The 12350-nt window shown below is 70.2% G+C and carries 12 protein-coding genes; 9 read left to right on the top strand and 3 right to left on the bottom strand.

Translation table 11 applies throughout. The features are described from left to right. The first annotated feature begins 15 nt into the window (after positions 1-15). From OG758_RS32495 to OG758_RS32465, 7 genes are all read left to right on the top strand, one after another. Positions 16-660, top strand: a complete 645-nt coding sequence (locus OG758_RS32495) for a TetR family transcriptional regulator (RefSeq protein WP_326713182.1) — start codon at positions 16-18, stop codon at positions 658-660. A gap of 160 nt (positions 661-820) precedes the next feature. Then, complete coding sequence (locus OG758_RS32490; RefSeq protein WP_326713181.1) at positions 821-2029, top strand: alpha/beta hydrolase; 1209 nt, start codon at positions 821-823, stop codon at positions 2027-2029. Between the two features lie 67 nt (positions 2030-2096). Beyond that, positions 2097-2963, top strand: coding sequence for a DUF4429 domain-containing protein (locus tag OG758_RS32485; protein ID WP_326716106.1), 867 nt, complete (start codon positions 2097-2099; stop codon positions 2961-2963). A 187-nt stretch (positions 2964-3150) separates the two neighbouring features. Beyond that, positions 3151-4515 (top strand): sensor histidine kinase, encoded by a 1365-nt coding sequence (locus OG758_RS32480; protein WP_326713180.1) that lies wholly within the window; start codon positions 3151-3153, stop codon positions 4513-4515. 16 nt (positions 4516-4531) lie between these two features. After that, complete coding sequence (locus OG758_RS32475; protein ID WP_116502281.1) at positions 4532-5209, top strand: response regulator; 678 nt, start codon at positions 4532-4534, stop codon at positions 5207-5209. 186 nt (positions 5210-5395) lie between these two features. After that, positions 5396-6526, top strand: coding sequence for an alpha/beta hydrolase (locus tag OG758_RS32470; RefSeq protein WP_326713179.1), 1131 nt, complete (start codon positions 5396-5398; stop codon positions 6524-6526). Beyond that, positions 6523-7740, top strand: coding sequence for an acyltransferase family protein (locus OG758_RS32465; RefSeq protein WP_326713178.1), 1218 nt, complete (start codon positions 6523-6525; stop codon positions 7738-7740). Before OG758_RS32470 ends, OG758_RS32465 begins: the two co-directional genes overlap by 4 nt. 69 nt (positions 7741-7809) lie before the next feature. Here the strand turns inward: OG758_RS32465 and OG758_RS32460 are convergent, their stop codons facing one another. Beyond that, positions 7810-8856, bottom strand: coding sequence for an aldo/keto reductase (locus OG758_RS32460; protein WP_326713177.1), 1047 nt, complete (start codon positions 8854-8856; stop codon positions 7810-7812). 5 nt (positions 8857-8861) lie between these two features. Beyond that, positions 8862-9323, bottom strand: coding sequence for a MerR family transcriptional regulator (locus tag OG758_RS32455; RefSeq protein WP_326713176.1), 462 nt, complete (start codon positions 9321-9323; stop codon positions 8862-8864). Positions 9324-9477: 154 nt separating this feature from the next. On the opposite strand from OG758_RS32455, the gene OG758_RS32450 reads away from it, so the two are divergent. After that, a complete protein-coding gene (locus tag OG758_RS32450; RefSeq protein WP_326713175.1) occupies positions 9478-10287 on the top strand; it encodes a serine hydrolase domain-containing protein in 810 nt (269 codons plus the stop codon). Positions 10288-10344: 57 nt separating this feature from the next. Here OG758_RS32450 and OG758_RS32445 read toward each other — a convergent pair whose 3' ends face one another. Continuing rightward, a complete protein-coding gene (locus tag OG758_RS32445) occupies positions 10345-11001 on the bottom strand; it encodes a pirin family protein (protein WP_326716105.1) in 657 nt (218 codons plus the stop codon). Between the two features lie 97 nt (positions 11002-11098). On the opposite strand from OG758_RS32445, the gene OG758_RS32440 reads away from it, so the two are divergent. Beyond that, on the top strand, positions 11099-12313 hold the full coding sequence (locus OG758_RS32440; RefSeq protein WP_116502275.1) for a PucR family transcriptional regulator: 1215 nt from the start codon (positions 11099-11101) through the stop codon (positions 12311-12313). Positions 12314-12350 lie beyond the last annotated feature (37 nt).

The following is a 12350-nucleotide window of genomic DNA, read 5'->3' as shown; positions in this document are numbered from 1 at the left end:
CAAAGAGGGGCGCGAGTGAAGACGCAGGAAGCGCATCCAGGACTACGGGAACGCAAGAAGCAGCGCACCCGCGACGCCCTGCTGCGCTCCGCGCTGGAACTCTTCACCACAAAGGGGTACGACCACACGACGGTTGACGAAATCGCGGAGGCCGTCGACGTCTCGCAGCGCACCTTCTTCCGGTACTTCACCAGCAAGGAGGAGACCGCGTTCGCGGTCCAGGACATGGTGGAGTCCCGCTTCGTCACCCTCCTGCGCGAACGCCCCGCGGCCGACAGTCCGTTCGAGGCCCTGCGTGGTGCCGTGCTCGACGCCTGGGACACCCTCGGCGAACCCATCGAGGAAGTCGTTCCGGTCGAACTCCACATGCGCACCTACCAGATGATCGAATCCACTCCCTCCCTGATCGCCGTCCACCTGCGCCGCTCCACGGAGCTGGAGGAGGAGATCGCGCGAGTGATCGCCGAGCGCGAGGATCTCGACGTGGAGGCGGATCTGCGCCCCCGCGTGACAGTGGCCGCGTTCAGTGGCGTCATGCGCATGGCCGGGCGGCTGTGGGGCGCCGGCGAGGACATCAGCGTCGAGTCGATCCGCGAGGTCACGGAGTCATATCTCGACCAGCTGGGGCCGGTGTTGGCGGGGAAGTGGCGCACAGAGTGACCGAGCGTGCACTCCCGTGCGCGAGGGGCGCAAGCGGCACCTACAGAGTGTGATGACACCACCTGAGCTAGGACCGTTTTGTCCTAATTGCCCTACCGAAAACGTGATCTGCCTCACCGATTTCGCAGGTTGGTCCGCGGTTCTCCTAGGGTGTCCCGCAGTGACTTCCTTCGACTCATCCCCGCAACTCAGCGTCTGGCGCGCACTGCTCGCTCTGGCCGTCGTGTTCGTCATGCTGGCGACCACCGGCTGGACCGCCGTGCGCCACAAGGGCGTCACCTCGCCGGTCAACGCCGCCATCACGGCGTGGGAACACGGCCACCTCAACGGGAACGTCCTGCCGGACCCGGACGGCTCGCCCGCCCGCCTCGCGCAGTTCTTCGCCTCACTCACCAGCCAGCAGCGCACCCGGCTCGTCACCCACTACCCGCTCGCCGTCGGCAACATGAACGGCGCGCCGGTGGAACTGCGCTACCGCGCCAACCGCATCGCCCTCGACCAGGCACGCGAGGCGGCGCGGAAGAGCACGCACGACAACCGGCTCTCCACCGCGGGACAGCACGACGCCGCCCAGCGCATGGACCGGTACGCGTCGCTGATGCGCCCCGACCGCAAGATCCTCGCCTTCGATCCCCTGGGCACCGGCCGCGTCGCCGAGGTCTTCGGGGACCTCGACAAGGCCCAGCGCGTCTCGGTCGTGGTTCCCGGAGTCGACACCAACCTCCTCACGTTCCAGCGGACCTTCCGCAAGTACTCGGCGCCCGTCGGCATGGCTCGCTCCCTGTACAACGCGGAGCGCGCCGCCGGACCCGGCACACGGACCGCTGTGATCGCCTGGGCCGACTACACGACGCCCGCGGGTCTCGGCGTCGACGCGGCCACCGCGATGCGCGCGGAGGAGGGCGCCACCCGGCTCAACGCCCTGGTGCGCGCTCTGCCGGGCCGCACCCCCGTGGCCCTGTACTGCCACAGTTACGGCTCCGTGGTGTGCGGTGTCGCCGCACACAAGCTGCCGTCCCGGGTGAGCGACATAGCGGTGGCCGGCAGCCCCGGCATGCGCGCCGGGAAAGCCTCGAAACTGGGTACCCACGCGCGCGTGTGGGCGATGCGGGACCGCGACGACTGGATCCAGGACGTGCCGTACCTGGAGGTCGGCGGGATCGGCCACGGCGCCGACCCCGTCTCCAGGGGATTCGGCGCCCGGGTCCTGTCAGCAGCCGGCGCACATGGGCACACCGGCTATTTCGAGCCCGGTACGGAGAGTCTCAGCAACTTCGCCGACATCGGCGTCGGTTCGTACCGCACCCTGCGGTGCGCGAGCGGGCATGACACCTGTCGTGACGGATCTTCCGGCGCCGCGTCAGCCTGACGCGCGTAGAAATCGGTGAAACAGGGGCACGACGCAACAGGGGACGGAGGCGCGCGTGCCGCATACGATGAGCCGCATGGGTGATGTACTGGCCGGATTTCATGCCGCCTGGGAGTTCGAGTCCGACTCCGTGCTCATCCGCTTCGAACGGGGAATCCGCACGCCGAAGCTGCTGAATGCACTCGGTGAGCGCCGCATCCCCTATGAAGCGATCGCGGCGGTGACGCTCACTCCCGGCAAGCGCGGGACCGTCGTCCTGCGCGTCGCGCCGAGACCGGGCGCCGATCCACTGATGGACGCGGCCGCGGGACAGCTCAAGGAGGGGTGTGACCCCTATCGACTCGTCCTGCCCGCCGAGCGCGAGACACTCGCCGAGTACTACGCGGACGAGCTGCGCGGCGTGCTGACCCTGGACGACGGCGCACCAGCGGGCCGCTATCTGGTGGCGGCACCCGAGGCGCCGCTGCACTTCAAGGCCTACGACGGCAAGGCCTCCTTCGACGGCAGGTCCGTGGCTTTCCGGTGGTTCTGGACCGGGGCGTCGTCCGCGAAGTGGAAGGCGGGCGACAAGAGCTTTCCCGTCTCGGATCTGAGCGGGGTCGAATGGCGCTCGCCCGAGGTCTTCGAGGGCCATCTGCGACTCTTGCGCCGTGACACGTCCGAGCAGCCTGCCCAGGCCGACCAGGACCCGGCCGCCGTGATCTTCGGTCTCGGGTACGGGCCCGTGCACGAGTCGCTGCCCTTCGCTGCGTCCATCCTCGCCGCGGTACGGGCCGGGGGCTCGGCCGTGCCCGCCTCCGGCGCCTCCCCTGGCCGGCGTGACCCCGCGGACATCGCCGACCGCATCCGTCACCTGGGTGAGCTGCACCAGGCCGGCCTCGTCACCGACGCCGAGTTCTCGACGAAGAAGGCCGAGCTGCTGGCGGAGCTGTAGGGCGGCCTCGGTGCGCGACCCCGGCATGGGGGCATGGGGTGCGGCTCCGGGTGCGGCCGGGCGCAGGTGGCCTCGTCGAGGTTCGGCCTCCGTCGACGGACCCCTCATGTCATACCTGGGTACGGGGGCCGGTGAGCTCCTCGGTATGACGGCGCCGCGGGTGGTTGTTGCCTACGCTGAGCAGGCCATGAGCACCACATCGACTGCACCTGACCAGGATCCCCGCCCGCCGGACGGCAAGGCCGCACCGCCGGGGGGCCTGCGTCGCGTGTTCGCCACCGTCCTCGGCGGTCTGCGGGCGGCCGGGGCATCGCTCGCCGCTCCCGCGGGACCGGCCGAGCCTCTGCTCGGCCGGTCGTCGAATCGTTGGGTGCGGCTGGTCCCCTATGTGATCGCGTTGGGATTCGTCGCCACACTGATCCCGGTCACCACCCAGGTCCTGTCGAACGACTACGGGGTCCCCGGTGGTCTCGCCGGCGCCCTGGCGGTCGCACAGGCCGCTCCCCTGGTGCTCGCCGTCAGTCGGCCGCTGCTCGCGTGGGGCATCGTGATCGTCGCGGACATCGTCGGGGCGATCGTCATCCAGGGTTCGGCCTCCCATCACGCCGCGCCGTGGACCCCCATGGTCATCGTGGGATATCTGGCTCTCTGCTTCGTCCTGTCCCTGCGGGAGGGCAGACGCACGGTCCTGGGAGTCTGGCTGGTCACAGTGGTGTCCGGACTCGTCCTCGACATGTTCCGTCCCTCGGACAGCCAGGCCACGAGCGTGCTGATGATCGTGCTGAGCGGTGGGGTGCTGCTGTTCGGGGCGTTGCTGCGCGAGCGCGGGGAAGCCCAGCGCAGACTCGTCGAGCAGGAGACGATCAACGAGGCCGAGCGTTCCCGGCGCACCCTTCTTGAGGAACGTGCGCGTATCGCACGGGAGTTGCACGACGTGGTGGCTCATCACATGTCGGTGATCACGGTGCAGGCGGACTCCGCTCCGTACCGGCTCCAGGGCCTGACGCCCGAGGCGTGCGAGGAGTTCGGCTCGATAGCGGCGGGTGCCAGGGAGTCGCTCGGTGAGATGCGGCGGCTCCTCGCGGTGCTGCGCAGCGAGGACGCGTCGGGTGGTGAGCGGGCGCCCCAGCCGGGTCTCGGCCGGCTTCAGCAACTGGTGGAGGCCACGGTACGGGGCGGCGTCCCGGCCGAGTTGTCGATGCCCGAGCTGACCCTGATCGGGGAGTTGGCCGATGTACCGCCCGCGGTGGACCTCTCGGCATACCGCATCGTGCAGGAGGCCCTGGCCAATGTCGTGCGGCATGCTCCCGGTGCCCGTACGCAGATCTCCGTCTCCAAGGATGAGGACGCCCTGCTGGTGATCGTGGTCAACGGCCCGGCGGGCGAGCACGCGTCGCCCGTGGAGACGACCGGCACGGGACACGGTCTCATCGGGATGCACGAGCGCGTACGGTTGGTCGGCGGCACACTCGACGTGGGCCCGCTGCCCGGGGGAGGCTTCCGCGTCGCGGCCCGACTCCCGCTGGCCGAGTCCGACTCCCCCTCGTCGTAAAGGAATTCGGCACCGCATGACCATCCGCGTGATCATTGTCGACGACCAGGCCATGGTGCGAGCGGGGTTCGCCGCGCTGCTGGCCGCTCAGAGCGACATCGACGTCGTGGGCGAGGCTCCGGACGGCAAGCAGGGTGTCGAGGTCAGCCGGACGACACATCCCGATGTCGTCCTCATGGACGTGCGGATGCCCGAGATGGACGGGATCGCCGCGACCCGCGCGCTCCTCGACCCTCCACCGGGCGTGATCCACCGCCCCAAGGTCCTGATGCTCACCACGTTCGACGTGGACGACTACGTGTACGAGGCCCTGCGCGCCGGCGCTTCGGGTTTCCTCCTCAAGGACGCCCCGCCGGCCGATCTCATCGCGGCGGTGCGTGTGGTGGCCGCCGGAGAGGCGCTGCTCGCCCCGACGGTCACACGCCGGCTCATCGAGGACATCGCGAGGCAGCGCCCGTCCGGCCGCAGGGACCGTTCGCCGGAGCTGAACTGCCTGACGCCACGCGAGACCGAGGTCCTCGAACTCATCGCCCGGGGCCTGTCCAACCAGGAGATCGCGGAGAAGCTGGTGCTCGCGGAGCAGACCGTGAAGACCCATATCGGCCGCGTGCTCGCGAAGTTGGGGCTGCGAGACCGGGCGCAGGCCGTGATTTTCGCCTACGAGACCGGTCTCGTCACGCCCGGCGACCAATAGGCCCAGGCTCCGGTATCACCCGCCGAACCCAGGTCAGCGCGGGCCTTCACGGCGCACCCCCTACCTGAGTAGCACCTCCGAATACCCGGGTATCACCCGAGAGTTGGCTCCCCGGTGTGACGTGGAGCCGGGCGTCGTCTCCCTACCTTCCCCTCGTCACGCCACCGGACGGAGGGGAGACGGGCGATGCGCCTGCGCTCATGGAAACAACGCGGCCGTAGGACACTGGTCGCCGCCGCGCTCACGACGACTGTCGTGGCGGGCACGACGGGCTGGGCCGTCGGCAGCGAGCAGAGCCCCCTCACCGGGCCGCCGCCCGGCGCGGCATCGTGGCGTGCGGACCGTGCACTCGGTGTCGGGCTGCCCGATCCGGCGACCGCGAAGCCGGCCCAGGTGACAGCGTTCTTCCGAGGGTTGGACGACGTCGAGCGACAGGAGCTGGTCGAGCGGCATCCGACCGTCGTCGGCAATCTGGACGGCGCTCCGGCGGACCTTCGCTACGAGGCCAACACTCGTGCGCTGAAAGCCGAGCGCGACCGAGTCCGGGTGCGTGCGGAGGACGCGTCGCTCACATCTCAGGACCACGCGCAAGCTCGCTTCCTGGTCACGCGATACACCGAACTCCTGGAGCACGGACGGCAGATACTGGCCTTCGATCCGCGAGGCCGCGGCCAAGTAGCCGAAGTGTTCGGGGACTTGGCGGTCGCCGAGCATGTTTCTGTCGTCGTGCCCGGCTCGGACATCGACCTGAGCTCGTTCGACCGTGCCAAGGATCCGTACGGCACCCCGGCGGGGATGGCCCGCTCGCTGTACGAGGCGTCGGGCGGCCACACTGCGGTCGTGGCGTGGGTGGGATACACGACACCTGTCGGCCTGGGACCCGACGCCGCCACCGGCCGGCTCGCCGAGGCGGGCGCGCCGAGGCTGACCCGCTTCGTCCAGGGCCTGACGGCCTCGGGCGCGCCGCGTCCCGCAGTGTTCTGCCACAGCTACGGATCGGTGGTCTGCGGGCTCTCCGCCGCCCGGCTACCCGCGTCCGACCTCGTGGTGCTCGGCTCCCCGGGTCTGCGCGCGGCCACGGTGGCCGATCTGCGCACCAAGGCCCGCGTCTGGGCCGCGCGGGACGACAGCGACTGGATCGGCCGCGTGCCGAACGTCGAGCTGTTCGGCCTGGGCCACGGCACCGACCCCACCGACCCTTCCTTCGGCGCCCGCCGTATTCCGGCCCACCACGCCGAGGGCCACACCGGCTACTTCGCACCCGGCGCGGACTCGCTGCGCGCCTTCACCCGCATCGCCACCGGAGCCACGTCATGAGTATCGCGACCCTGCGCAGGACCGCGTCCGCCATCGACGCGAAGACACCGGCCCACCGGGACCGGGCGATAGACGGACTGCGCGCGCTCGCGCTGCTCGCCGTGCCCATGGGCCACTGGCTCCTCGGCGGCTTCTCCCTCGACGGTGAGGGCGCGCTGCACAACTCGAGCCCGCTGTCCTCCTTCGGATTCCTCGCCCCGATCAGCTGGATACTGCAGATGCTCGGCATCTTCTTCCTGGTGGGGGGCTACGCATCCGATCTGTCGTACCGGCGGACGCTGGAGGCGAGCGGGTCGACGGGCGCCTGGCTGCGTGGCCGGCTGGCTCGCCTGGGCCGCCCGGTCCTCGGGGTGACGGCGGTATGTGCCGCGCTGATCCCCGCGTTGTACGCGCTCGGGGTGCCGGAGAAGACCCTCCACACAGGATCGACGCTGGTCATCCAGCCGCTGTGGTTCGTGGGCGTCTACACGGTGATCACCGCGCTCACGCCGTACTGCGTAAGCGCCGCCCGAAAACTGGGGGCGTGGGCGGCGGCACCGCTGCTCGGGTCCGTAGCCGTGATCGACTTCCTGCGCTACGGGCCGTACGCGGACGCCACGCCGTCCTGGCTGAGCCTGCTCAATCTGCTCCCGGGGGGGATGTTCGCCTACCAACTGGGCGTCTGCTGGTACGAGAAGAGGATCGGCAGGCGTGGCGCGTGGGCGCTGCTGATCGGCGGCGCCGCCCTGTTCGCGACGCTGCTCCTCGCGTTCCACTACCCGGAGTCGATGGTGGGCGTGCCGGGCGAGGCGCGGACGAACTCCCATCCGCCGTCCTTGCTGGTGCTCGCACTGGCGGCCGCGCAGAGCGGTGCGGCGATGCTCCTGCGGGACCGGATCGGCAGGCTGCTGCGACGGCCCGCGCTGTGGGCACCGGTCGTCGTCATCAACCTCTCGGCGATGACGATCCTTTGCTGGCATCAGACGGCGCTGCTGACAGCGGCGATACCCGGATCCTTCGTCGGCGCGATACCTGGACTGACGACGAGTCCGGACTCGCTGGGCTGGATAGCGGCGAGGATCGCGTGGCTTCCGGTCTTCACGGGGCTGCTCGTGCTGATCGGTAGGTACACGCGAGGCTTCGAGGCTCCCTGGAAGCGGGCGACTCATGTGCGGCGCGCGGTGGCCGGGCTGCTGGCAGCGGGGTTCGCCGTGTTCGCCCTGGGGCTCGCGTGAGGTGCCGGCCGGTCGCCGCCGGGGCAGGAGATGCCCCCGGCGACGGACCGGGCAGCTGGCTCCGGGGTGTTACTCGCGCCCCGCCGAGGTGAAGGTCATGTCGGCGTAGCGGTTGCCCGCGACCTGGGAAGCGATGGGGGCGACCAGGGCGAGTTCGTCGTCGGTGAGGGTGATGCGGGTGGCCGCGGCGTTCTCCTCGATGCGGCTTCGCTTGCGGGTGCCGGGGATCGGGACGACAGGGAGTCCGAAGGCCTGCGACTGCTGCTGCACCCAGGCCAGGGCGATCTGGCCGAGGGAGGCACCATGAGCCTCGGCGACCTGGCGCACCGGCTCGAGCAGAACCGCGTTGGCGGCGGCGTTGTCGCCGGTGAAGCGGGGCTGCTGGCGGCGGAAGTCGTCCGGATCGAGCTCCTTGTCGGCGCTGACGAAGGAGCCGGTGAGGAAGCCGCGCCCGAGCGGCGAGTACGGCACGAGGGCCACGCCCAGTTCGGCGGCGGTCGGCACGACCTCCTTCTCGATGTCGCGGCTGAACAGCGACCACTCGGACTGGAGGGCGGCGATCGGGTGGACTGCCTGGGCGGCTCGCAGTTCGCCACCGGTGACCTCGCTGAGGCCGAGGTGCTTGACCTTGCCGGCGGCGACGAGTTCGGCCATCACGCCGACGGTCTCCTCGATCGGCACGTTCACATCGCGGCGGTGCATGTAGTAGAGGTCGATGGTGTCGACGCCGAGACGCTGGAGGCTGGCGTCGATACAGGCGCGGATGTACGCGGGATCGTTGTTGATGAGGCGCTTCGTGGGGTCGCTCGGGTCCACGCCCAGGGCGAACTTGGTGGCCAGCACCACCTCGTCACGGTGCGCCTTGAGGAAGGGGGCAAGGAACTTCTCGTTCTCGCCGGCGGCATAGGCGTCGGCGGTGTCGTACAAGGTGACGCCAAGTTCCAGGCCCCGCTCCAGGGTGGCCCGCGCCTCGTCGGCATCTGTCGGACCGTAGGCCCAGCTCATGCCCATGCAGCCGAGGCCCTGCACGCCCACCAAGGGCCCGTTGTTTCCCAACTCCACAGTGGAAATCCGCTGCGGCTCCCCCGTGTGCTGCGTCTGCTCCGTGCTGCTCATGCGGTTCAGGCCCTCTCCGACGCCCGCCGGGCGCCCGTATAGAAGTCGATCTTGAAATCGAGTACGGACAAGGTGTCCTGGAGTTCGGCGATCCGGGACAGCACGTCCCTGCGCGTCGATTCGAGGAGCTCGCGGCGCTCCTCGAACGTGTCCTCACCGACCCGCACGAGTTCGGCGTAGCGCACCATGTGTGCCACCGGCATCCCGGTCAGCCGCAGCTTGCCGACGAAGGCGAGCCAGTCGAGATCGCGGTTGCTGTAGCGGCGCTGGCCCGTGTGCGAGCGGTCGATGTGGGGCATGAGCCCGATTCGCTCGTACCAGCGCAGCGTGTGGGCGGTCAGTCCGGTGACGGCCACGACCTCGCTGATCGTGTAGCGGTCCTGGCCGTCCGGGCGCGGGTGAGCGGTGGGGCCCGATGCGCAGACGTCGGCCTTGCTGGGTGCGGGGGTGGTCTCCATCACCGTCATGCCCCCACGCTAGAACGTTGAAGTGCACTCCAAGCAAGCGCATCGGGGAGGAATTCCGGACGGCGTCCGCCGATGCGATTCGGCCCGCGCGACGGTTCGGCCCGGCCCGTGGGCGTAGGAGGGTGTCCTCGCGGGGCCCGTTAGGCTCGTGGCCATGCAGAGCCTTGCGATGATCGAGAACTGGCCGGTACCGACCGCCGCCGCAGCCGTCGTCCGCGCGGACGGCACGGTCCTCGGGGCACACGGCCCGACGGCCGATCGTTTCCCGCTGGCCTCGGTCACCAAGCCGCTCGCCGCCTACGCGGCCCTCGTCGCCTACGAAGAGGGCGCGATCGAGTTCGACGACCCAGCCGGACCCGAGGGTTCCACGGTGCGCCACCTCCTCGCGCACACCTCCGGTCTCGCCTTCGACGAGCACCGGGCGACATCGGCGCCCGGCACACGGCGGCTGTACTCGAATGCGGGGTTCGAGGTGCTCGGGGACCACATCGCGAAGACGACGGAGATCCCGTTCGCGGAGTATCTCCACCAAGCGGTTCTCGAACCTCTCGGGATGAGCTCGACCACTCTGGAGGGCTCGCCCGCCAAGGACGGGGTGTCGACGGTGGACGACCTGGCACGGTTCGCCGCCGAGGTGCAGGCTCCCCGGCTGCTCGATCCGCGCACCGTCGCCGAGGCGATGACCGTGCAGTACCCGGGCCTCAAGGGCGTACTGCCGGGGTACGGGCACCAGAACCCGAACGACTGGGGGCTCGGGTTCGAGATCAGGGACTCCAAGTCGCCGCACTGGACGGGCAGTTCGTCGTCGCCTCGGACGTTCGGGCACTTCGGTCAGTCGGGCACGTTCCTGTGGGTCGACCCCGACGCGGGTGTCGCGTGTGTGGCGCTGACCGATCGGGCCTTCGGGCCGTGGGCGGCCGAGGTGTGGCCCCCCTTCACGGACGCGGTGCTCGCCGAGGTGTGAGGCGCCGGGCGTGAGGGATCGCGCCTGAGGGGCACGCGGCCGTTCGCAAGGGAGACCTCAGCGGGCGGCCATCTCCCACAGCAGCAGTTCCGCCGGTCCTGACGCCACGGCCTCGAGTCCGGATTCCCCGGCGATCCTGACCGAGTCGCCCGGGCCCAACTCCTCGCCACCGAGCACCACTTCACCGTGGACGACATGGACGTACACCTGGGCCGCGTCCGGGACGGCGGCTCGCTCCCCCGGTCCGAGGCGGCGCACATGCAGCAGGGAGCCGGCCTCGGGCACGTCGTAGGGGGTGGAGTCGGCGATGCCGTGCACGACCTCGTAGACCGGGTCGCCACCCGGCTCCAGAGGGGCGAGCCACATCTGGACGAAGACGAGCGGGTCGGGGCCGTCGTTGCGCTCGACATGGCGCACTCCGCCGCCCGCGCTGAGGCGCTGCACATCGCCGGGTGCGACCACGGACTCATGCCCCGTCGAATCGCGGTGGGTGAGCCGGCCCGAGACGACCCAGGTGACGATCTCGGTGTGGCTGTGCGGATGCTCGTCGAAGCCCGCGCCCGGCGCGAGGTGCTCCTCGTTGCAGGCCAGGATCGATCCGAAGCGCAGGTTGTCGGGGTCGTAGTGGGGCCCGAAGGAAAAGGCGTGGAACGACTCGATTCCGGTGTCCGGCTCGCCGCCGGGGTACCGGTCGCCGGAGCGACGTACATCCATCACGCCGTACACGGTAGACCCCCGGACGGGGACGTCCGCGCGGCCACCTTGCACCCTCCACTCCGCTGAGCCGTCCCGATAAGGCAGTCTTGTCCCCGTGCCCGAACCCTCAGCGAACGAAGCCCCGGACCATCGCGACCGCCGTGCGAACCCCCACCCGCACTCCGCGACCCTGAAGCGCCTGGAGAAGTCGTCCGGGAGCCTCGCCGCGCAGGCCATCACGCGCATGGACGAGACGCTGCCGTGGTACCGGGCGATGCCACCGGAGAACCGCTCCTGGATCGGGCTGGTCGCGCAGGCCGGTATCGCGGCCTTCACCGAGTGGTTCCGGCACCCGGACGCCCCCCAGGCGATCTCGACCGACGTGTTCGGCACCGCGCCCCGCGAGCTGACCCGGGCCATCACACTGCGCCAGACCGTGGAGATGGTCCGCACGACCATCGAGGTCATGGAGTCCGCGATCGACGAGGTGGCGGCGCCCGGCGACGAGTCGATCCTGCGTGAGGCACTGCTCGTCTACGCACGGGAGATCGCCTTCGCGACCGCCCAGGTCTACGCGCAGGCGGCTGAGGCGCGAGGCGCGTGGGACGCCCGCCTGGAGTCCCTGGTGGTCAACGCGGTCCTCTCGGGCGAGGCCGACGAGGGTGCCGTCAGCAGGGCCGCGGCGCTCGGGTGGAACTCGCCGGAGCACGTGTGCGTGGTGCTCGGCACCGCTCCCGAAGGGGACAGCGAGCTGACGGTCGAGGCGATCCGGCGGGCCGCCCGGCACGCCAAGCTCCAGGTCCTGACCGGGGTGCTCGGGGACCGTCTCGTCGTCATCGCGGGCGGCAACAACAATCCGCTCCAGGTCGCGAAGTCGCTGATCGGCCCGTACGCGGCGGGTCCTGTGGTGGCCGGGCCCGTGGTGCCGGACCTGCTCGCCGCCACCAGGTCGGCGCAGGCCGCGGCCGCCGGGCTCAAGGCGTGCGGGGCGTGGCAGGACGCTCCGCGCCCCGTTCTGGCGGATGATCTCCTTCCGGAGCGGGCGATCGCGAGCGACCCTGCCGCGCGCGAGCAGTTGGTGGAGGAGATCTACAGACCGCTCGAGGAGGCCGGCTCGGCTCTCCTCGAGACACTCAGCGTCTATCTGGAACAGGCGAGCAGCCTCGAAGGAGCGGCCCGGATGCTCTTCGTCCACCCGAACACCGTCCGCTACCGGCTCCGACGTGTGACAGACGTCACCGGCTGGTCACCCTCCGATGTCAGGTCGGCGTTCACGCTGCGGATCGCGCTGATCCTGGGGCGCTTGGCCGACGCAGATCCTCAGTCATAGCCTTTTGTCGGGGGCCTACAATTCCCCCTTCGGTTCT

Source organism: Streptomyces sp. NBC_01474 (genome assembly GCF_035918215.1).
GTDB lineage: Bacteria > Actinomycetota > Actinomycetes > Streptomycetales > Streptomycetaceae > Streptomyces > Streptomyces aureus.
The sequence above is the reverse complement of the archived record's forward strand: the minus strand, read 5'-3'. Positions and strand labels throughout refer to the sequence as shown.